18 protein-coding genes are annotated in these 21652 nt (G+C 34.0%); 6 read left to right on the forward strand and 12 right to left on the reverse strand.

Translation table 11 applies throughout. The features are described from left to right. Positions 1–7: 7 nt before the first annotated feature. The 11 genes from DEU39_RS09495 to DEU39_RS09545 all read right to left on the reverse strand — a co-directional run bounded on the left by DEU39_RS09495 (position 8) and on the right by DEU39_RS09545 (position 15070). The gene (locus tag DEU39_RS09495) at positions 8–484 is read right to left on the reverse strand and encodes an SRPBCC family protein (RefSeq protein ID WP_120231751.1); all 477 of its coding nucleotides are present in this window, start codon (positions 482–484) and stop codon (positions 8–10) included. A gap of 32 nt (positions 485–516) precedes the next feature. Then, entirely contained in the window at positions 517–1329 is an 813-nt protein-coding gene (locus DEU39_RS09500) for a DCC1-like thiol-disulfide oxidoreductase family protein (RefSeq protein WP_147367577.1), read from the reverse strand. Then, positions 1326–1688 carry a hypothetical protein gene (locus tag DEU39_RS09505; protein WP_120231753.1) on the reverse strand — a complete coding sequence of 121 codons (363 nt, stop codon included), beginning with the start codon at positions 1686–1688 and terminating at the stop codon, positions 1326–1328. The genes DEU39_RS09500 and DEU39_RS09505 overlap by 4 nt, the downstream gene beginning before the upstream one ends. Before the next feature lie 132 nt (positions 1689–1820). Next, entirely contained in the window at positions 1821–2483 is a 663-nt protein-coding gene (locus DEU39_RS09510) for a class I SAM-dependent methyltransferase (RefSeq protein ID WP_120231754.1), read from the reverse strand. Next, positions 2476–3420 (reverse strand): hypothetical protein, encoded by a 945-nt coding sequence (locus tag DEU39_RS09515; protein ID WP_120231755.1) that lies wholly within the window; start codon positions 3418–3420, stop codon positions 2476–2478. Before DEU39_RS09515 ends, DEU39_RS09510 begins: the two co-directional genes overlap by 8 nt. Positions 3421–3497: 77 nt before the next feature. Next, positions 3498–4193: a hypothetical protein gene (locus tag DEU39_RS09520; RefSeq protein ID WP_147367578.1), complete on the reverse strand. Its 696-nt coding sequence runs from the start codon at positions 4191–4193 to the stop codon at positions 3498–3500. An 11-nt stretch (positions 4194–4204) separates the two neighbouring features. Next, entirely contained in the window at positions 4205–4708 is a 504-nt protein-coding gene (locus DEU39_RS09525; RefSeq protein ID WP_034696386.1) for a GbsR/MarR family transcriptional regulator, read from the reverse strand. 156 nt (positions 4709–4864) lie between these two features. After that, complete coding sequence (locus DEU39_RS09530) at positions 4865–9385, reverse strand: TonB-dependent receptor plug domain-containing protein (RefSeq protein ID WP_120231757.1); 4521 nt, start codon at positions 9383–9385, stop codon at positions 4865–4867. A gap of 3 nt (positions 9386–9388) precedes the next feature. Continuing rightward, on the reverse strand, positions 9389–12157 hold the full coding sequence (locus tag DEU39_RS09535) for a hypothetical protein (RefSeq protein ID WP_120231758.1): 2769 nt from the start codon (positions 12155–12157) through the stop codon (positions 9389–9391). A 66-nt stretch (positions 12158–12223) separates the two neighbouring features. Continuing rightward, positions 12224–14539 carry a T9SS type A sorting domain-containing protein gene (locus DEU39_RS09540; protein WP_120231759.1) on the reverse strand — a complete coding sequence of 772 codons (2316 nt, stop codon included), beginning with the start codon at positions 14537–14539 and terminating at the stop codon, positions 12224–12226. Positions 14540–14551: 12 nt separating this feature from the next. Further along, positions 14552–15070, reverse strand: coding sequence for an RNA polymerase sigma factor (locus DEU39_RS09545; protein WP_120231760.1), 519 nt, complete (start codon positions 15068–15070; stop codon positions 14552–14554). 205 nt (positions 15071–15275) lie between these two features. Here DEU39_RS09545 and DEU39_RS09550 point away from each other — a divergent pair, with 205 nt between their 5' ends. From DEU39_RS09550 to DEU39_RS24375, 3 genes are all read left to right on the forward strand, one after another. Further along, positions 15276–16478, forward strand: coding sequence for an aminopeptidase C (locus tag DEU39_RS09550; protein WP_120231761.1), 1203 nt, complete (start codon positions 15276–15278; stop codon positions 16476–16478). 198 nt (positions 16479–16676) lie between these two features. Continuing rightward, the gene (locus DEU39_RS24370; RefSeq protein WP_183037397.1) at positions 16677–16835 is read left to right on the forward strand and encodes a hypothetical protein; all 159 of its coding nucleotides are present in this window, start codon (positions 16677–16679) and stop codon (positions 16833–16835) included. A gap of 68 nt (positions 16836–16903) precedes the next feature. Next, a complete protein-coding gene (locus tag DEU39_RS24375) occupies positions 16904–17065 on the forward strand; it encodes a bacteriocin-like protein (protein ID WP_172617138.1) in 162 nt (53 codons plus the stop codon). Positions 17066–17262: 197 nt separating this feature from the next. Here DEU39_RS24375 and DEU39_RS09555 read toward each other — a convergent pair whose 3' ends face one another. After that, positions 17263–18324 (reverse strand): NADH:flavin oxidoreductase, encoded by a 1062-nt coding sequence (locus tag DEU39_RS09555; RefSeq protein ID WP_120231762.1) that lies wholly within the window; start codon positions 18322–18324, stop codon positions 17263–17265. Between the two features lie 164 nt (positions 18325–18488). Here DEU39_RS09555 and DEU39_RS09560 point away from each other — a divergent pair, with 164 nt between their 5' ends. From DEU39_RS09560 to DEU39_RS09570, 3 genes are all read left to right on the forward strand, one after another. Beyond that, positions 18489–18842, forward strand: coding sequence for a winged helix-turn-helix transcriptional regulator (locus DEU39_RS09560; RefSeq protein ID WP_120231763.1), 354 nt, complete (start codon positions 18489–18491; stop codon positions 18840–18842). A gap of 197 nt (positions 18843–19039) precedes the next feature. Beyond that, positions 19040–20380 (forward strand): tetratricopeptide repeat protein, encoded by a 1341-nt coding sequence (locus DEU39_RS09565; protein WP_147367579.1) that lies wholly within the window; start codon positions 19040–19042, stop codon positions 20378–20380. Positions 20381–20449: 69 nt separating this feature from the next. After that, positions 20450–21652: a lamin tail domain-containing protein gene (locus DEU39_RS09570; RefSeq protein ID WP_183037398.1), complete on the forward strand. Its 1203-nt coding sequence runs from the start codon at positions 20450–20452 to the stop codon at positions 21650–21652.

The following is a 21652-nucleotide window of genomic DNA, read 5'->3' on the forward strand; positions in this document are numbered from 1 at the left end:
TTTTAGGTTAAAAAATCGCAATTCCGTCACGGACAGAAGATTCTGCAATAGTTTTGATCATTTCATTTCTTCTTAGTAAAAAATTCCTTAGATATCCTTTAAGAAAAATTGAGTTAAATAATTTCTCTAAAATCCCAAGCGGAGATTCAAATTCGAAAATATCTGTCATCAACGTATTTCCGTTTACAGATTTAAAAATATGTCGGTGACGCATAGATTTGAATGCTCCTTTCTGCATGACATCAATAAACTGAAACGGTTTTTCCATGCTGATAATTTTTGTGGTGAGATTTTGATAAACCCCAAGATGTTTTGCCCGCCAGGTTACGGTTTCGTTTTCTTCGATCAATCCAGAGGTACGTCCTCCAATGGCTTTTTCATGAGACTTAGAAGTGGATTTCTGATGGAGATCAATATTTCTTGCCAGATCAAAAACATAGTAAATATCTGCTTTGATGACTGTGTTTAAATAGATGGTTGACATTTTTTAATAGGTTTTAGCGATTACATTTTAATTTATATAGTTGACAGAATAATTAATACTAATGCTGTTATTCTAAACAATATCCATGAAATGGTGGGAAGATAATTCAGCTTTAGAATTCTGCATCTCCTGATATGTTCCAGAAACATGATCAATATGACAATTCCAAAATAGATCATATAAAAAGCAGGAGTAAAACTGGTCATCAGCACAGGAATTAAAAGTAATGTTCCGATTAAAGAAACAGTCATCATATTTCCGAGATAATCCCAGATTTTATCTTTGAGATAAGTTTTTAAAAAGATAGTCTGCCAAAGGATCTGGCCAAAGCAAACGGCAAATTCTCTCACGAAATTCCGCTCTAAATTCAAGTTCAGTTTACCGGAAAATATACTTAGGATATATGCTGAAAAAATAACAACAAAACTGATGTATGCCATTCTGTATTTCAGGTTAAAATCCGGAACACAGGATTGTTCTGTATCGTCTTTTTGAGAAGGAATGATCTGTTTCCGGTTATAAGAAATTAAGGAATACAACTTTTTGAAAAACCAATACAAAGGCTTCATTCTTGCTATTTTCTCTAACAATGGAAAAGAGTTTCCAATGATGAGAAGCAGACTGTCTAATCCATATACAACTTCGTTTCTGTTATGATCTATCAATGCAATCTCATTCTTTGCCCGGTTGGAATCTATCAGGGTTTTATTTCTCAATGTGATTTCTGTAAAGGCTTCTCTTCCCTCTTCATCCAGCATTCCGCATTTTGTAAAACCTTTGGAGTAGAGATTACACATAGGACATTCATCGTCGTAGATTAATGTGTGGTTTTTGAGCGTTTTCATAATTGTGATTTATAAGGTTCATAAGTAGTGTAACAGTCATAAACATACGCCGCTGCCATCACAGGGCTATATAAAAGAGCGACCAATAAAACATATCCAAAAAAATCATTGATGTGTTTCTCTGTAAACAAGATGGTTACAATAATCCAGATCGGTACTATTACAATTCCATACGCGATATACAATGCTGACTTTTTTGTTTTGAAAAACAGTTTGATCAGGAAACTTACCAATTGAGGAATTCCTACTATAAAATAAAACAGAACAAATCCAGACAAACCACCAAATATAAAAGCCTGAGGCCCAATTATTATAAAGAATAACTGAATGTAATAATCATATTTTACAAATGTTTTCATGGCAGCAATGGTTTTAAAGTGATCCTTTTCTTCTGAAATAAATAATCAGGAATAAGTGAATGATTAAATTTTTCATAATTATTATTCATTTAAAATTTTCAGTAATTTTTGAAACATATGTTCAAATAAAAACTAGTTTCTTTTCACATGAAGAATTTCAACCAGATCCAGATATCTTTTGTGCGATATGATGGAGAGTCCGTTTTTGATAAACTGATTTTTAAGATCTTCCAGGCTTTCATTTTTATTGATATAATGGAACAATTTTCCAAATTCATTCCCAAAAACCTTTGTCACAAGAACCTCTATATACCATTTCACACAATTGAATCTCCACTTTGTTTTGGGTTTAACAAATTCTACAATGATAATTTCACCTTTCTCATCAATGATCTTTGAAAGTTTATCCGCAAAAATTGGCTTCTGGTCTTCTTCTATCGTCTTTGTCCCGTAAGAGCAAAGGATAATATCCATAGAATGGTCAGGAATCTGGCTTTCGAAAAAATCGTTCCGGATCTGTTGTATTGACAATTTATTTTTGAATGTTGCAGCCAATTTCATATGCATTGCTGATGAGAAATCCAGTGCTACAATTTCTGTATTATCATTGTGTTCCTGTATAAATTCTAAATTTTCTCCCTGCCCGCTCATCAAGTCCAAAACTCTTTTATTCCCGTAGCTTTTCACCTTTTGAACAGCCATTTTCCTAAACAGTCTGGTAAACCCTAAAGATGCAATTTCATTAATATAATATCTGGGTTGCAGATTGTCAAAATATTCTTGCAGATCATTCATTTTCAGATTGTTTTTTTATAGATTGTAATACATGGCTTTGCATTTTATCAATGATATAGCCGGACCATTTTTTCCAATACCAGGTAGGGGCAATTTTGTAACTGTATTTTGTTTTTGCAATTATCTTTGTTCTATTTTCTGATAGTTTTTCTAAAGTAATTTCACCATATTTTACAATAAAATAATCATGTAAATGTTTTGCATCAATATCTTTATAAGGTGTTATTTCTTTCATTGGAACAGTCTGATTTTCCAAGGAGAATTTTACTTTCTTATTTTCAATAAATTCATTGATGTTAAGTTGTAAATCATCATTATTGGTCTGACAGCTATAGCCCAATTTTCCGTTTTCATTAACAAGTTTTATATTCTTTGGATAACTGACTCCTTTTTCAAACAGGATAAAATCAGGAGTATTGAAATTGATTTGTGTATTTAAAAGTTTCCAAACTTTTTCATTGGAAGAATTCACAATCATTTCTGTTGTAATAGTTTCCTCAATGGGTTTTGTATAGGTATCGAAAATATAAGATGCGGGATTGATAAAAAGAATAAATACTATAACACTTCCGGTATGTCGTTTTTCGTCAAATACTCCAATAATAAATCCAATATTGAAGCCCACGAACATCGCAAAGCCAATAAATGGAATAGCCATAATAATACAAATAGCTCCTTCAACGCCAGCTCCTATTAAAATAAGAGAGAAAATGACTAATCCCAAGACTATTTTTAAGATTGTCTTTAAAACGTTTATTAATCCTATGTTTTTAAAATACTTTACATAGCCAATGATAAATCCAATAGAAACCGGAATGGTGAAGAACAGTGTCACTCCATATTCACCTTTGGCAACCAGAAAAAACCATACGGCAACAATTAAAACAACAGTCAGAAAGAGACTTAAATAGAGATAACGTTTAAAAAAATTCTTCATGATATTATAAGTTTTATATTTTCAGTAATTTTTGAAAGTTAATTTAAAATAAAAAAGGATTTTCATCCAGATTTATTTTATTGTAGCTTATTCTTTTTTAAATAGTCTTTCAGCGTATACCAAGTAGAAAATCTACATGTAGTGTCATTAATGGTATCCGATTTTCCTTTATGATAGAAAATATATTCATCTCTTGTGGTACACTCTCCATCTTCAGGAATTTCTCTTATTATATTTTCCGTTTTTACCAAATACGCCCATGCTTCTTTATCCAAAATTTTCAAACTACCATTTTTCAGGCGGAGAAAGTAATTCTTTCCCTTATTAATGATGATTATTGAATCTTTACCCTGATGAAAACATCCTCTTGATTGAAATACCAATTTTGCTTCCGAGTCTTTTAGATTTTCAAAAACAGCTTTTTTATTTTTTTTTAATAAATAATCAGGATTAATACTAACTCTGTATGTTTTAGATTCATCAACTTTTATTTCTTTTTTTATGGTTTCTCCAAAAAGATTTTCATAAACAAATGAATATTTTCCTTCTTTTAAACTGTCCAGCTTTATATTGGAATACAGGGAAGGAGCAAATTCTTCAGGTTCTAAAATTTTGAATATCTTCTCATCTTTATAGATTTCTATTTTATGTAAATCATGCAGTTTATAATCATATGAATCTGAATTTTCTATATGAATATCAAAATTGGCAATTACATTTTTCTGACAACTCATTGCAAAGCATAGAAGACATAATAACAGAAGATTTCTCATTTTTCGAAAATTTATTTCAACAGATTGGTAATCTTTCCTACCAGCCAGTGGTCATCACTTTTTATTGCCAGATCCATGATGTTATTGATTTTTCCGGTGACAGAACTGAAATCATTCATCAGCTTGATAAATTCCTGAGCTTCTTCTGAATCTTTATCCTCAATATTTTTTAACTCTTCAAGAAAGGAAATGACAGGCTCTATTTCTCTTTTTCTTCTTTCTTTGGTAATTTGCTTGAACAAATACCATACATCTTTTTCTGCTACAAAATATTCTTTACGGTCGCCTTTTACAAATTCTTTCTTCACGATTCCCCAGTCTATCAGAGCACGAAGGTTCATATTGGCATTTCCTCTTGAAATCTCCAGCTGTTCCATAACTTCATCCGTAGAAAGAGGTTTTCCGCTCGCCAGAAGCAATGCATGCACCTGTGCCATCGTACGGTTGATTCCCCAATTGGTAGCAAAGGTTCCCCAGGTCTGAATGTATTTTTCTTTTGCTTCTGAAAGTTGCATTTTGTTTCCTTTTTAATTTCTGTAACAAATGTAATTATATTTTTTGAATTTTCAATAATTATTGAAAATTAATTTTAGAAAGATTTTCTATGATCCTTGTCAAGGTTCCAAACTTATCACAAGGATCAATGGATGTCTGTTTCAGTTTATAAAAAATTAAGGTTCAATACTGGTTGTAATTCCTTGGTTCCAATACTTAGCTTCCGGCATATAATAGAGGTAAACATTACTTGATTTTCCTGTATACGTTCCTGCAAATTCCACTTTGAGATCAAGATTAATAGTCTTTGTTTCCTCAGCATTGAAATGTTCCCAGTATAAAACCAGATAGTTGTCAAAAATCTCATAGTAAGAAACCTGTTTTTTGTCCACCATATCTTTCAGCAAGGCATTTTGCAGCGTCAATCCTGCCGGGATACCAATTTTTGCTATGGTCATTGGCAGCTCACCGTTTATTTTGTTTTTTACGGTAATGATCATTCTCTTGGTCTCCCCTATTTTTGACGTTCCGGATTTTAATCTGGTCTCCATGGTAAGTGGAATATCCTTGCTTTCCGGAGCTTGCAGCGTGTAATATTGATATTCCAGCTTATAAGGAAGTCCTTTTTGTGATAGATAATGAATATTGATATCATTTTCCCCTGTTTTATATGCTGATGACAGACTTATATTAGGATAAGTATTCGCTTTGTTAATCTTAATAACCGGTTTTTCAGTTCCATACAATTTCTCATTTTTAGAGAAAAAATCAGATAATGCCTGGATTGCCAGTGTTGTGGCCTGTGTAGAGCCGAATCCGAAATAACCATTCAAACCAATAAGCTGATCAGCTGCTTCAGCAATTTTCAACTGGTTGAGTTTCTCATCTTTCTGAAGCGCCATAATATATAATGAAAGTGTCTCCGCATCCGCAGACATTCCCCATGAACCTGTAAAAGTAACTTCAGATTTTACCTTCTTTGTTTCATATTGTTTGTCCAGAATTTTTATCATATCATCATATTCTTTTTGTTTCCCAAGATATGCTGCTGCATTAGCAAGTAAAGCCAATTGATAAGAATCTTTTGTAGCCAAAGCTCTTTTCAGCATTACCTGAAAGGAATCTTCAATTTCATTTTTAAACCCAAGTTTGGACAGAGCATATACAACATACATATTTCTCGACCAGGAAAATTCAGAAAAGTCTTTTTTGGATTCATAGGGTTTTCTTACTTCGAATAATCCGTTTGCATTCTTTTTTGACAAAATAAATGAGGAAAGTTCCTGGATGAGCTTAGCATCCGGATTCACGTACTTCTTTAATTCCATAAATTCCAATAACGCAAATGCTGAAAGGGCGACATCTGATTCTGCGGAGCTGAAATATCCGAAACCTCCGTCCTTATTTTTATAACTCAGCAGCTTCTGGAAGCCTTTTTTCAGATTTTTTATCACCAGATTTTCAGTTGCGGTGTCTATTTTTTTACTTGATTTTAAATAGTCAAGAATAAAAATGTTAGGATATACTGTTGAGGAAAGCTGTTCAAAACATCCATGAGGTTCTTTTTTCAGTTGTTCTATGTCTCCAAACATCTTCAGAGCTGTATTTTCAAATACATAATAGGATGAATACAGGCTTCCATTAATATACTCCGGAATATTGATTTTGAGATCTTCTGTTTTACTATTAATGATGGAAAACTGATGGAGAAATCCTTTTTCTTCTACTTTAAACGGAAGAATCATCGTTTCTCTGAACTCTCCTGATCTCACCGAAAACTGAATATCAGAATTCACAATCTCATCAGTCTGTATTTTTACAAATAATCTTCCTGATTCTAGGGGTTTCAGGGTAATCAGGCTATCAGAGCTGATGAGTTTTACATGGTTGGGAACAATCACATCCATGGTCATTTTGCGGGTTTCTGGAGAATTATTTTTAACTACCACAGGAATTGTCATTTGATCTGTTCTCGTCAGGTACTGAGGAATTTTAGTATCTATCGAAATCAGGCTCTGGGCAGCATACGTCGTTTCATCTCTTCCCAAAAGTCCTGATGCAGCAATTCCTTCTGTTATAATTCTGAAAGTGGAATTCGCATCTGAATTATAAAACTCCACTCTGGCCTTCCCATTTTTATCCGTTTCTACTACCGGATTCCAGTAAAGCGCTTCTCTATAGTCAAAACGGTAAGAGGTATTGGTTGTTTTATATTCGGGATAAACAAATTCTCTTGCTCCGGCATATGAAATAAGCTTTCCATAGGGCACAGTTTGTATGGCGAGGTAAGATTTCGGGGTAATATCAATACTTATTTCTGATTTTCTATTTTTAGCTGAGTTGACGATCACCACTCCATTCACAGCTCTGCTTCCGTAAATAGCGGTAGCAGCAGCATCTTTCAAAACGGTAATACTGTTGATATCATTTGGATTAATCGTCGTATTAAAATTTTCGACAGGAATACCATCCACAATGAATAAAGGGTTTTTATTGGTAATGGAGGCCGTTCCTCTGATATTGATCTGCTCTCCTGCTCCCGGCTGCCCGGCACTTGTTACCATTAATCCCGCAACTTTTCCACTCAACAAAGAAGTTACGCTGGCATTCTGCATCTCCATAGAAGATGTTATTGTTGTAGAAGCCACTGCTGCTTTATCATTCTTTACACTGTAGCCCACAACAACTACTTCTTCAATACTTGTATTCTTTCTGATTGTATCAGTTTTTGATCTTCGTGATTGATTTAACTGAGTGGTATTGTTTTTATTTTCTGTTTTTATTTCTTCTTTTCTTTCAGCTTCCTTTACAATTTCTTCTACGTCTATGTTGGTAAGTTTCTGTTTTACTAAAGGATTAATATCCAGATTGTAAGACAGAATTTTGATTTTCAGCTGATGTTTAGGCTGAAAGGACTTTGCAATAATTTTATAAGAATTATTTGCATTTAAATCCGAAAAATAGAACTTTCCATTTTCTGCAACGGCCTGCTTCAGAATCTTTTTATTATAGATATCCAAAAGAAAAACATCTGCTTTCACCGGTTTTTTGTTTTCATCTTCTACCACGCCATAGATTGTGTTTTTCTTTTCAGGAAGGTATTGGTATTTATTGGTCTTCAGAATTTCCGGAATAGGCTCAAAATATCGGTAACCGTTTGTCAGCATCACAAGATCTAAGCTTTTATCTGCTTTTTCTTCTTTTTTATCGAAATAAAACTGAGGCCTTTCAATTTTCCCTTTGAGCTCAGAATCCATCAAAAGCCAGGAAATAATATGATTCTGTTTGTCGTCAGCATAGGTCCATAGTTTATCATCTACTACGCTTACTCCAAGATTAGCAGGAACAGGTTTGTTATTCTCATCCGTGGTTTCAATGTCCAGAACCACCTTTTCTCTTGGCAGATAATGCTGCTTTACAGGGGTAACTTTTATATTCAGATGGTTTACTTTATTGGTAAAAACAATCCTTTCTGCAAGCGGCATATTATTTTCCAGAATGGTAAACCTACAGATTCCTGTGGGGAAATTCTTTTCTGCAATTTCCAAAGAATTCATTCCTTTTTTCAACGAAATGATTTTGCTGTAAACGTCTTTTCCGCGGAAACTTCCCAGCAGGGTAATTGTTTTTTCCTGGGTAGAAACGATGTTAACATTCAGGTTTTTATTTTCATTCTGAATATTCAAAACCAGTCCTTCATTTTTTGCTGCCGGGAGATCAAAAGTCTGGGTAATATTTTCCGGTTTCAGCACTTTTGCATAATAAGTTTCTCCTATTTTAGGCGTAAACAGGAAGTTTCCCATTCCAAAATTATAGGCTGAAATTTCTTTTATTTTTTCATGATTCTGATTGTAAACAGCCAAGACAGCATCTACAGGCTTTTCAAACTCATCCAGAATTTTAAAGGCGATATTCTGTTCTATTCCATTGATAAAAGTTCCGCCTTCCGGTAAGAATTTCACATCCAGATTATTCAGAACAATAGGAATATTTCTGGAGATAGATTCTGTAAATCCATCAAAATTCACTTTGATATTCAAAAGAGCATCAGAGGATTTCAAAACTTCAGGAAGCTTAAAGGTCAACAGTTTTTTACCTTCTTTATCGGTAATGAGTTTTCCTTCTGAAATAGTTTCTCCGTTGTGCATTATGGTATAATCAGCTTCATAAAAAGGAATCGGAAGATTGCTAAGACTTCTCATTGAAAAATCGGCACTTACCTCATCTCCCGGGCCATATCCTTTTTTAGGAAAATCAAGCTTCATTAAAATTCTTGGTGATACAATTTTCTGGAGGGTAATTTCTTTTTCGAAGGTATTTTTTCCTTCTTCATTCTGCATCCAGTTGGTAAAAGCTCTGATTTTATAGATACCCCCCTTCATGTCTTCAGCAAAATAGAAGTCTCCCTGGGCATATCCATTGGTAATTTCGTATTTCAATTTTCTCACAACACTTCCTGCAGGATCTGTTATTTCGAAATTTACGACCCTGCTTTCTTCGACCGGTAAATTATTGTTTCCTTTTACAACATATATTTTAAAATACATTTGCTCCCCAGGTTTAAAAAAAACATGATTGGTCTGAATGTAGGTCTTTTCTTTTTCAAAATCCTGAAATGGTTGCTGCCCTTTCACAGAAAAGGCTGAAAACAATAAGCACAGCAGGATGATATAGATGGATATAAACTTGAGATTCATGAGTTAAAATTTAAGTGAAACAATACAGCCAAATGTTTTAAAAGAGGGAAGATTAAAAAAATCCAGTCCTCTTCCATTATTCATATCGTAGAAGTTCTGATTAGGATCTGCGCCTTTATTAGCCTGCCAAAGCATGATATTATTTACATAAAAAGTCAGTCTGAGAGCCTGTTTATTATGGTTAATCGGGAAATCTGAGGAAAGGGATATAGTATTGATTCTTATATAATCTGCTTTTTGAACATAATTTTCAGCCACCCCTAAATAACCGTACCTCGACCATCTGTTTTCCATAACATCCTTGTTGGGATCATAGAAATCCACAGGAATCTGGTTGACAGTTCCATTGGCCTGTACGCCTTCAAAAATATAATTTTTGATATTCCTTTCTTCTCCCGAGCCATAAGAACGTCCGTAATAATCAAGGACAGCCTGGGTTCCGTTCCAAAGATGCCCTCCTTTTTTCCATTCCCAATTGATATCTAAAGACCAGTTTTTATAGGCAAAACTGTGGTTGAATTTCATCACAAAATCCGGTGTAGGATCTGCAATAATTTTCATTCCGTCTGCTTTTTTAGGAAATCCAAACTCATCAATGACCAATTGTCCGGCTGCATTTCTTTCAAAGTAACTGCCCATCACAGCACCCAAAGCCTGACCTTCCGATAGTGTTTTATAAATGTCTTTAAATCCCGAAACGGCAAGGTTCTGATATCCGGGAGCCGTGCGGTCTACAATATCTTTGTATTTAAAGAATGAAACTTTATTGATGATATACAAATCATATCCAAGCTGCAACTTTTCGTAAGCAAAATTGAATTCATATCCGCTGTAGGTATGATCTGCTGCATTCTTTAACCTCAGCTGATTGTTTTCAAAGACAGGAAATATATCGTCAGTATTCTTTTTATTAAAATATTCTCCATCTACACTTATTTTATACCCAAGATTCAGCCTGGCTCCAATTTTCCATTCCTGTGTATTAATATTAGATAAACCCCGGAAGCTTTCTACTTCCTGCACCGGAAAGTATTGATTGTAATTCTCTGCTTTCAGCAAAGTAGTAGAATACGAAGCATAGGATCTTGTAATTTCCGGCTCAGAGCTTAATTGCGTGTAGCTTCCCAATAATTTAAAATTGTAATTATACCAATTGAAGATGCCATTGAACTTCAAATAAAAGTTAGCTTTTGGAAGCCAATAATTATTTTTAAGTGAAGTATTGGAAATATAAAATGAATTCCCAAGATTAAAACCTGCTTCAAAATCATAATCGCGGATGTTCATATTATAATTAAAAATATGATCCTGTGAAGTTCTCTGATAGAGATATCTTTGATGGGTCAGGCTGTTATAAATGTCAGATTTTTTATCATTTAAAATAAAATTCAGGCTGAAAGTATTTTTAAAGTCATAGTTTCCCAATGAATAAGAGCCCTGTATATTGGAATGATAGGAGCTGTTGTTTTGAATCCTTTCATTCGATACACCGCTGATGAAACCATAAGTAGAAGGTTTATATTGATCCTGATTCCAGATCGTAATACTTTCATAGGACTGAGTAATATTCCATTTAAATTGATCCCAGTCTTTCGCTACGTTGAGACTAAACTGTCTGTCCCGATTCTTATAGCGGTATTTGCTATCCTGTGCAAAAAGGAATGAAGGATTGTCTGCATATTTGCTGTAGCTTCTCTGTAAACCGTTATTCAGCAAAGTATTTTGTTCATTTGAAAAAGAAACCGGTGTTAACAATGAGTTTTGGTAAGCTCTGTTGAACAGGCCTGTTCTATTGGTATTCGTAGCTTTATCTTCTTCGTAATTAAAAGCCAGATTAATGTAATACCTACCCAAATCTGCATTCAGTTTTGCTTTAAGGGTATTGGTGATATCAAACTGGTCAATAAAATACATCTGATTCTTTTGCTGCCCCAGATTCAGTGCAAGACGGAGTTTTTCATTGTTACCCTGTTGTATAAAAGCATTTACATTCAACTGGTTATTATATCCTATTGTGGTTTTAAAAAGGTTATTATCATATCTTTTTGCACCCTGAAGTCCATCAACCCATGGAATCAGTTTTCCATTCTGATCATACTCATAAGGTAATCCGTTAAATCCAAGGGTAGATAGCTCTGGTCCAAAACTGAACATTTCATTCGTTTCAGGGCCTTTCCAAACAAGATTTCCATTTTCAGATCTTCCCTGGACATACTTATTTTGAGTCCCCGGAACAGCATTCCTGCTTTTAATATCAAAAGACGTGGTAAAGCTTCCGTTAAAGAGCAATGTTGTCTTATTGATCCTTTTTAAAACATAAACACTATCATTCTTCTGCTTTAATTTTCTTATTTTATCAAAATAAGAATGTGATCTTTTACTGAGTTGGGTTTTAGTTTTTTCAATACTGAAATCGTCTTTAATCTCCTTTGAAACAAGACTGTCATAGGCTTTACTGTAAACATTTTCTACACTTTTACTTCCTGTCTGATTTTCCAGAATCGTTTTTAATTCCCTGAGTTCATAAGAAGAAATAACATGGGTATTTTTCCCCTGGTTCCACACTAGGGTATCATAAGGTTTAGCTGCAATAATGGCAAATCCTTTTTCATCAGTCAGTTCATAAATACCACTGTTTTTATTATAAACCTTTAAAAAGTTCTGTTCTTTATCCTTAGATGTTAAAAATTTTCCGGAATAGTACAATTGTGAATTTTGTGCCTGTAATAAGGTAATCGTAAATGGCAATAACAGCAAATAATTCTTTTTCATCAGTTATTAGTATGCTTAAAAATATAAAAAAAGAAATTTCCGGGGAAATTTCTTTTTTTAAGATAATTAATTTTTTATGACCTTAAATGTCTCCCACAGATCATTAGTATGAATACGTACAAGATAAATCCCTTGAGGATAAGAAGTTAAATCAATTGTATTTTTACCTTCCGGCAGTTTTTCTTTTCTCATAATAATCTTTCCGGCAAGATCATAGATAAACAGTTCTTCAATTGGTTTTCTTGTTTTTATCTGCATTTGACCTTTTGTAGGATTTGGAAATAGTACGGTTTTAATATCAATCTGACTATCAATTTCTTTTTCCATTTTTTTGTTGATGTTATCATTTGAAATTCCTGCGCTGCATTCTGGTAAAACAGCTCTCTGAAGGATTAATCTTAATAATAAATCATTCAGTTTTTCAACTTCGTAAGAATCTATGGTAGGTTTGATATGGCTGTTTCCTATTCCACTGTCATCTGTAAGGAAAGTATAAGTTCCATTGGTGAGTAAAGCAAATGTACGCATCAGATATTCCGTTTGTTTATCAGTATCACTGGCAGCCAGCGGAATAATGGTAATTCCTTTTTTTGCTGCAGCTTTTATTGTATTATATAAATTCTCTATATTCTGTTCTGAATGGTGTGGTGGTGCATCCAGAATCAAAAACATTATTTTAGTAGAATTTTCATCACTCCACTTCAGCTCATCAACAGAAACTTTTAGTGCTTCTACAACAGCTTCCGGCGTATCGCCACCACCACCGGCCTTCTGTCTTTTAATAAATCCAACAAGATCTTCTGCTTTATTTGAAAAATCGAATTTTCGGGTCACATATTCATCTCCATGATCTCTGTAAAAAACGGATCCATACCTTACTGTTGTATTTTTAAGCTGTCCTTCGATCTTTTTTAAAACATCCAAAAGTTCAGACTGAAGATAAGAAATCTCATCCCCCATAGAACCGGTAGCATCCACTACAAAGGCAAGATCCAATACACGCTTTTGCAGACAGTGTTTATCCAGAATAATCAGATTTTGTCCATTTTTAAAGGTTCTGAGATTACTACTGATGATCTGCCCTGAACCATCAGATAAATAATATTTCTCTGAGTCAGGTTTCTCATCAGTCATCGGTGATATCCATAATTCCACATTGCCCAGATTATCTGAAACGGCTTCCCAGATAATATTTTTCTTATCATCCAATAGTTTTATTTTCTCCCCTGTTACCGGTTTTCTGTCTTTATTGACCAACTGAACTGAAATCCTTTTATCAGGAAAGAATTTCCATGTATTTTTATACTGATCCAGTGTAGGAACTGCAATATCTTTCCAATAATCCCACTTAGAAAAATCGTTAACTTCTCCTGCTGTGAGCTGGCCTGCTTTGGGAAGTTCTTTTTCAGGTTCTTCAGCTTCTTTTAGTATTTTCTCAGCATTATCTGAAGATAACTTTTTGAGTTTTTCTATTTCATCTTTAGATAAACCTTTTGTGGTAATTACAACTACTCCGTTATTAGCTTTGCTTCCATACAGGGCAGTAGCTTCAAGCCCTTTCAGTACTTTCAATTCTTTTATTTTTTTAGGATCCAGAGTATTTAAAAACCCAGATTCTCTGCCTAACACAACTCCATCAACAATATATAAAGGAGCCGTCGAGCGACCATCTATACTTTTTGTTCCCCGTATTAATATAGCATCATTCTTTTTAATTCCGGTTGACACTTCTACCCCGGCAACTCTTCCAGCTAGTGAAGAAACGGCAGCCGGAGCATGCACAGGAGTTTTGTCTGTAGAAGCAATCATAACCGTTGAAGATGCTGTGACGGACTCATAACTCTTTTTAATCCCATACGCCGTGACAACAACTTCATCAATTTCTTGTGTTTTTAAGGTATCACTGTATATCTGATGCAGAGATGCTGTTACTCTGTCAGAAGCTTCCAATGGTGGTATATTACAGGTAGGATGAGATTTATAAGGATCTATTCCTGCAACTGATGAAGATTTAAGTTCTGTGGGAAGAGGTACCGTTACAGGCAATTCTTCTTTTCTGATATTCTCCTTGATAGTCCTGTCTATCTTTGCAATATCCGTTTTGTTAATCGGGCCATTTGAACTTGTATTCTCTGCAATTACAGGTTGTAAAGGTTCTGCAGTCTCTTTTTTATTCATAAAGTAAAAAGCCCCAAGGCCAATCATCAAACTTGCGGCAATACCATACGGCAGCCAAAGTGGAATTGTTTTCTTTTTATCTTCTTTTTTATCTAATTTCTCTTCAATTTTATCCCATACTTTCTCAAAACCAGGAAAAACAGCTGGCTCTTCTGAAAGCCTGGAAGCTTCATTGAATTGTTGATCTATATGATTATTTTCCATTGTTGTAAAAGTTTAAACGTTTTGATTTACGAGAAGTTCCTGCAGCTTTTTCCTTGCAAAATTGAGCTGGGATTTTGATGTTCCCTCACTGATGGAAAGCATCGCCGCTATTTCTTTATGAGGGTATCCTTCAATAGCAAAAAGATTAAAGATGGCTCTGCAGCCTTCAGGAAGAAAGTTCAGTAAGCTCAGAATATCTTTTTCCAGAGAAAGGTTTTCTGCAGTTCCTTCAGAATGATCAGTGAAGTTTTCTTCCAGGGAAATAAACATCCCTTTGTTGGATCTTAATTTCTGCAGACATTCATTTACAGCAATTTTTCTTGCCCATGCTTCAAAGGTATCGGCATTCTGAAGCTGAGTAATTTTCGTAAAGATTTTATAGAACGTATCTGCCAATACTTCTTCTATATCTTCGTCGTTTTTCAGATAGCGTCTGCAGACTGCGTAGAGTCTGCCCGCCATTTTCTCGTAAACCTTCCGCTGGGCATTGCGGTTGCTACGCTGGCATTCCAATAATAATTCTTGTTCCATAGTCAGGAGTTATACTATTATAGATGCAGAAACATTTGTGAGGGTTGGAAACATGATCAACATTTTTAAGCAAAGGGGCAAATGAGCTGATATGCCTATATTATTTCACCCTTTTTGTAATTTTTTTAATTTCAAATTTAACTTTTCCATCTGTAACAAATCTCTATTATCAACGACTTTTAATATAAATAATCTTTTTATAGTAATGAAAAATGCCAAAATTGCATCATTACTTTTTGTTTTGTCTGCAGGAAGTATGATGTTTGCCCAAGATGACTTAATCAACAAGTTAAAAAACAACCAATCACAAAATGCTAATTTTCAGTTCACAACGTTAAAAGACGTGGGTGCAACTTCTGTAAAGAACCAGGGTTCATCAGGAACTTGCTGGAGCTACTCCGGAAACTCTTTCCTTGAATCTGAAATGCAGAGAATGGGCAAAAAACCTGTAGATCTTGCTGAAATCTTTACTGCAAGAAATTCTTACCACGATAAAGCAAAATTATATGTTTTGAATAATGGCGCTATCAGCTGGGGTGACGGAGGAGAACTTCACGACGTAATCAATATGTACAAAAAATACGGAGCAGTTCCTCAGGATGTTTACACAGGATTAAAAGCTGGACAGACTACCAATAACTTCAAGGAAATGCAGGGCAAACTGAAACCAGTTCTTGACAGCCTTGTTCAGGCTTCTTCAAAAGGAAAACTGACAGATAACTGGATGGATTCTGTAGATGCTATTCTTGATGAATATTTAGGCAAAGTACCTTCTAACTTCACATATGAAGGGAAAAACTACACTCCGAAAACATTTGCTAAAGAAGTAGTAGGAATCAACCCTGAAGATTATGTGGAATTATCTTCTTATAAAGATTATCCATATTTTCAGAAATTTGTAGTTCCGATTCCTGATAACTGGAGCCACGATTCTGATTGGAATGTTCCGATGAAAGATCTTACTGCAATTATTGATAACGCTGTAAATAAAGGATATTCTGTAGGTTGGGCAACGGATGTTTCTGAGCCTTATTTCTCTTACAAAAACGGGGTAGCATACGTTCCGGACATGGATCTTGACCAGATTACTGCAGAGAACAAGCAGACTTTGTTTACAGAGCCTAAAAAAGATAAAACCATCACTGAAGACATGCGTCAGAAAGCACTTAACAACCTTTCTACAACGGATGACCATGGGATGCACATCGTAGGTTTGGCTAAAGATCAAACGGGTAAAGAATATTATATGGTGAAAAACTCATGGGGAGTAACCAATGACTTTGCCGGATATCTGTATGTAACAAGACCTTATGTTGAATATAAATCAACAGCAATACTTGTTCACAAAAATGCAATTCCCAAAAGCATCTTAAAGCAATTGAAACCAACTAAGAATATTGGTTTATAAGATAAAGAAATCATTTCTGCCATTTAATTAAAAGGTAGTTTTAGATATTTAAATCTGTTAAAACCCGCTTCTGGAAATTCCGGAAGCGGGTTTATTTTATCATTCCATCTTTGAAAAAGTACATTTCACTTTTGAATGTAAATAATTGTCCGGCTTTCAAAAAATATTATATTTGTATGAATCAACAAATTATTACCTATGAAAAATCTAAGAAAATTATTAAAATCGGATCTAAAAAAAATCAATGGTGGAAATGCTCCTGATTGTCCGGAAGGGACTACAGCCTGCTACATTCCTGGCAGCAATGGAATCCCTCCTCGCTGGAGATGTGTTCCTGATACAATGGAATGTCCTTAAAATTGATTGACAGATTCAATCAAATATCAATCTGAATAATAACACGTACAATCAATAAATTATTAAACATGAAAAATCTAAGAAAACTGACAAAAACTGATTTAAAGAAAATTAAAGGAGGAAATGCTCCTGTATGTGAACCTGGTTTTATTGCATGTCGCCACAGAGCTGAAAATGGTATTCCTGCTTACTGGACATGTGAACCTTCAGAAACAGGATGCAGATTCTAAGGAAGTAGAAACAAACAAAAACCCGATTTCAGAAATTCTGAAATCGGGTTCTTTAATAAATAGGTGAAAATTAAATATAAAATAAAGTGAATTACGCTAATTTATGACCATATTGAATCGTCAATTCCTCTTCCCAAGTGAATAAATTATGCTGTTAAAAAACCACTGCGAAACAAATTCACAATTCATTATTGATATTAAAATAAAACGCTCATACTTTCTGCTGAAAAATCAAGAAGGGCTTCCGTATTACCATCTTTGATCTTCTGTACCCACTGGTGATCCTGCAAAATAGCTCTTCCTACTGCAACAAGATCAAATTCCTCATTATCAAGTCTTCTGATTAGTTCCGTAAGATCTCTTTTTTCTGTTCCCTGCCCTGCAAAAGCATTAAGGAAATCTCCGTTCAAGCCTACAGAACCTACGGTAATAGTTGGCTGCCCGGTAATTTTTTTTGCCCATCCTGCAAAGTTTAAGTCAGAACCTTCAAATTCCGGTTCCCAGAAACGACGCTGTGAACAATGGAAAATATCTACTCCAGCTTCTTTTAATGGTAATAACCACTCTTCCATTTCATTAGGAGTAAATGCCAGTCTGGTTTTATAATCTTGTTGTTTCCATTGTGAAAGGCGGATAATAATGGTAAAATCCTCTCCTACTGCTGCTCTGATCGCTTTTACTACTTCTACAGCAAATCTGCTTCTTTCTTTCAATGTTTTACCGCCATATTCATCGGTTCTGGTATTGGTTACTTCCCAGAAAAACTGGTCGATAAGGTATCCGTGTGCACCATGAATTTCAATACAGTCGAAACCAAGGTCTTTTGCTGATTTTGCAGAGGCTGCAAACTGAGCAATCGTATCCTGGATATCTTCAATCGTCATCGTAGAAGCTTTTTCCATTGGAACCAACGGATAGTCTTCAGACATTCTCGTATCTCCTACGTGCCAGATCTGAGGTCCCATTTTACCTCCATTCTGATGTACAGTATCAATAACATTTTTCCAGCCATTCAAAGCTTCTGCTCCATAGAAATCCGGGATATTCTGCATATTTTTTGATCCAGGTCTGTTGATCACAGTTCCTTCGGAAAGAATCAATCCTACTTCTGAAGCGGCTCTTCTTCCATAATAATCTGCAATATTCTGAGTGGGAACTCCATTATCAGATTGCGCTCTGGTCATTGGAGCCATTACAATTCTATTTTTAAGCTGTAAATTCTTGTATTGAAACGGTTTAAATAATGATGATGTGCTCATATTTAAATTTATATTTTATAATTGTTACACAAAGTAACTAATAATAGTTCACTTTTGTATCTTTTATAAAAAAATAGTGGTAACTTCGCAGTAACTTACATTAGTAACATCAAAGTAACATATGAAACTGCAGTTTCATATGACATTAAAATAAAGATCTCTCTATGAAAAAGAATGAATTAATGCAATACAGCTGTCCTTTAGGGAAGGCAATGGCCGCTTTGGGAAGCAAATGGAAGCCTATTATTGTTCTGGTGATTAAAGACAGAAAATTACGTTTTGGAGAACTGGCAGTACGCATTAATGTCATTTCCAGGAAGGTTCTGACTGATCAGCTTAGAGAAATGGAAACCGATGGATTGGTTATTCGTGAAGAGTTTAAGGAACTTCCTCCCCGAGTAGAATATTCTCTTACAGAAAAAGGATTGGCTCTGCTGCCTATTCTTTATTTATTGGAGGAATGGGAAGCTAAATATCAGGTGAAAGGACTATATTCTGAGGGTTGTGATGTTTTATAAATTAAAATAAGAAATATAAAAATTAGCTCTCGCAGTTATTACAAATAATACATGATTTTTTTTGAAATTAAATATAAATTTATTATAAAATAATATTATATTTACAACCAAGGAGAAGTCAAACATTTGAATTTATAACTCTTGTGGTGCCAAAATAGGGGCTTGTAATCCTCTCTTCTCCTTTTATAAAAACTATAATGATGACCAGAAAAGAATTTTTATCCTTAGGTTCTTTAGGGATTACTTCACTATTAATTCCAAATTTTTTATTTTCAAAAGAAAAATTCAAACATTTTCCACCAGATGTTAATGTATTACTGAAATCAGCATCTGATCTCAGAAAACAAAAACAATATAATCAAGCAAAGCAGGTTTATGCACACATTATTAGCCAGTTTCCAAACGAAATAAGAGCTTATGATGGGATGAGAAAAACTTTATTATCTCAAAAAAACAAAGAATGGGAAGTTATTCTTATGTTTAGAGCAGCTTTAGTCTTAAAACCGGAAAATATAGATCTTAAAAAAAGACTCTACAGAGAATATATGAATGCTGCTTTAGGCAATAAGAAAATAAAAAAATTAATTGCCTTTGATGGAAATCTGCTTACTGAAGTGAAAGAGAAATATGAAGGACTTACTAATATAAATACCAGAGGCAAAAAAAATGACAAGCAATATTCAAAAATCTGCAAAATGGTTGAATGTAATGCAGATTCTGAAAATCCTCATAGAAATAAAGCTTTAAAAACTTATAAAAAAGAAAATTGTAAAAAATTTAAAGATAGATTTGCACTTCTTACATCAAGTGAAGTAGACACGAAGCTCGATACATTGCTGGCTAAACCTTCCTCTAAAGATCGTAATCAACATATACGAGAACTTTATTCAAGCTCCTGCAAGAAGCACAGAAAAGAAAAAAATAATTCTGAAGCATTGAATAAGGCAATTTCATATTATAATACAGTAGATAAAAACGATCCTTTATTTTTAAAATACATCCGGGATTTATCAAAACTTCAACATAAATATGATACACTAATTACTATAGAAACCCAAAACCACACCCTTAAAAAAACTTTCTGGTCTGCCTTAGCTTTACTTGATGTCCATATAAAAAAAACTGAATATCAACACATTGCCCTTCCTACTTTAGTAACTTCTTTATTTTCGTTTTTAGAAACCGAAACAGATACTCCTGAAAAAAAATTTGAATTTATTACCCGCAAAATTAAAGTTGATATATTAAATAATCAGCTCAATAGCGCAAAAGATAAAATACTAAAGCAATGTAGGAATATGTATGGGATTTCCAATACACATACAATAGACCGTATGAATATGCTGATTGCACACTATTATGTAAAAGGTGGAGATATCGAGGGAAAAAATAGAATATTAAGTATTGTTGTTAATCCACAGTCGTTTATTGAATCTTCTGACAGTCTCATACAATCACTAGCATTAATCAATCAGAATAGAAACTTTGCTAAAATCATTCATACTCAAAATCTTCAAAGACTGATTAGTAAGCTATAAATAATATTAATTGGGATGACGTAAAAATCAGCAACAACAATTATATTAAAATACTAAACATACATGAGAATGAAATCTATTATTTCTTTTATTTTATTTATATCTGGCGGAAGTTTATTTTATTCTCAGCTTCTTATTACTGAGGTTTATTATAATACTCCCTTCAATGAAATGCTTCGTTACGACAAAGAAATCAACGGAGTAATTACAGAAGTGAACTCTAAAAGACATCACAGGGGAGAATTTGTTGAAATTTATAATTACAGTGATAAGGATATTAACCTTAAAAACTGGTACTTAAAAGATCTACAGGGAATATTTTGGTTTCCTGAAGTAACCATTAAGAGAGGAGAGTTTATGATCATTGCTTACAGTCCACCTACCTACAATACTTCAGTATTCCCGGAACTGTTTGCTACTACAGCAGGAAAAGAAAACCAGATCATCTATCAGGATCAAATCCTTTTAAGAAATAGAAAAGATCGTATTGCATTGGGATATTCTCTTAATGGATATATACTTTTTGAAAAAAGTTTCATAAAATGGGAGTTCAGGGATGAACCCAAAACCAATCTTGTTCCAAGAATATGGAATACACCTTCAGCATACTATACTATAAAATCTATACAACACCATCCTAATCCACAGTCTACAATAGACCCTAATAATCAACCAAATGGTTACGATATCTATAATTATACTGATACACCTAATCCTTTAGATGCAACATATGTTCCGGATATGACAAGTTATGATGAACTTGTAAAGGATGAATACCAACATTATTATTCTTTTCTGGACTGGTCAAATAATGTAAGTATCCTTGTTAATAAAATATGTTCAATCAATATTGGAAAAATATCTCAGAACCCTTCCGGTTATTATAGTGGCAATGGAAGCAGTTGTTTCTCCTATGACAGTGCAGGAAATATGATTTCAGGTACTAACTGCAGTAGTAGTACTACCCCACCTTCGGGATCACCTGGCTTTTCAGCTGACGAACTGGAAAATATAAAAAGTAATATCACCATATATCCTAACCCTGTTACCTCCACTAGTGGTTACAATGTGACTATTTCCTGGTCTGGAGCTGCTTTAGGTAAAATTCAAAAACTTCAGATCTTTACTTCTACAGGAGTTCAACTATACAATTATACTCCTGGATCCAGTAGTACTTCATTCAATATACAGAACCAACTTCCAGGAACATTTGTAGCCAATTTCACTTTAAATTCTGGACAGGTAGTATCTAAAAATATTTTAAAATGGTAA

This window comes from Chryseobacterium sp. AG363, from assembly GCF_003610675.1.
Lineage (GTDB): Bacteria > Bacteroidota > Bacteroidia > Flavobacteriales > Weeksellaceae > Chryseobacterium > Chryseobacterium cucumeris.

What these genes read in the sequence shown, in the direction of transcription:
- DEU39_RS09550 (WP_120231761.1), top strand. Translation starts at nt 15,276, where the DNA reads ATGAAAAATGCCAAAATTGCATCATTACTTTTTGTTTTGTCTGCAGGA.
- DEU39_RS09540 (WP_120231759.1), bottom strand. Translation starts at nt 14,539, where the DNA reads ATGGAAAATAATCATATAGATCAACAATTCAATGAAGCTTCCAGGCTT.
- DEU39_RS09530 (WP_120231757.1), bottom strand. Translation starts at nt 9,385, where the DNA reads ATGAATCTCAAGTTTATATCCATCTATATCATCCTGCTGTGCTTATTG.
- DEU39_RS09560 (WP_120231763.1), top strand. Translation starts at nt 18,489, where the DNA reads ATGAAAAAGAATGAATTAATGCAATACAGCTGTCCTTTAGGGAAGGCA.
- DEU39_RS09555 (WP_120231762.1), bottom strand. Translation starts at nt 18,324, where the DNA reads ATGAGCACATCATCATTATTTAAACCGTTTCAATACAAGAATTTACAG.
- DEU39_RS09535 (WP_120231758.1), bottom strand. Translation starts at nt 12,157, where the DNA reads ATGAAAAAGAATTATTTGCTGTTATTGCCATTTACGATTACCTTATTA.
- DEU39_RS09570 (WP_183037398.1), top strand. Translation starts at nt 20,450, where the DNA reads ATGAAATCTATTATTTCTTTTATTTTATTTATATCTGGCGGAAGTTTA.
- DEU39_RS09565 (WP_147367579.1), top strand. Translation starts at nt 19,040, where the DNA reads ATGATGACCAGAAAAGAATTTTTATCCTTAGGTTCTTTAGGGATTACT.
- DEU39_RS24370 (WP_183037397.1), top strand. Translation starts at nt 16,677, where the DNA reads ATGAAAAATCTAAGAAAATTATTAAAATCGGATCTAAAAAAAATCAAT.
- DEU39_RS09495 (WP_120231751.1), bottom strand. Translation starts at nt 484, where the DNA reads ATGTCAACCATCTATTTAAACACAGTCATCAAAGCAGATATTTACTAT.
- DEU39_RS09505 (WP_120231753.1), bottom strand. Translation starts at nt 1,688, where the DNA reads ATGAAAACATTTGTAAAATATGATTATTACATTCAGTTATTCTTTATA.
- DEU39_RS24375 (WP_172617138.1), top strand. Translation starts at nt 16,904, where the DNA reads ATGAAAAATCTAAGAAAACTGACAAAAACTGATTTAAAGAAAATTAAA.
- DEU39_RS09515 (WP_120231755.1), bottom strand. Translation starts at nt 3,420, where the DNA reads ATGAAGAATTTTTTTAAACGTTATCTCTATTTAAGTCTCTTTCTGACT.
- DEU39_RS09525 (WP_034696386.1), bottom strand. Translation starts at nt 4,708, where the DNA reads ATGCAACTTTCAGAAGCAAAAGAAAAATACATTCAGACCTGGGGAACC.
- DEU39_RS09500 (WP_147367577.1), bottom strand. Translation starts at nt 1,329, where the DNA reads ATGAAAACGCTCAAAAACCACACATTAATCTACGACGATGAATGTCCT.
- DEU39_RS09510 (WP_120231754.1), bottom strand. Translation starts at nt 2,483, where the DNA reads ATGAATGATCTGCAAGAATATTTTGACAATCTGCAACCCAGATATTAT.
- DEU39_RS09545 (WP_120231760.1), bottom strand. Translation starts at nt 15,070, where the DNA reads ATGGAACAAGAATTATTATTGGAATGCCAGCGTAGCAACCGCAATGCC.
- DEU39_RS09520 (WP_147367578.1), bottom strand. Translation starts at nt 4,193, where the DNA reads ATGAGAAATCTTCTGTTATTATGTCTTCTATGCTTTGCAATGAGTTGT.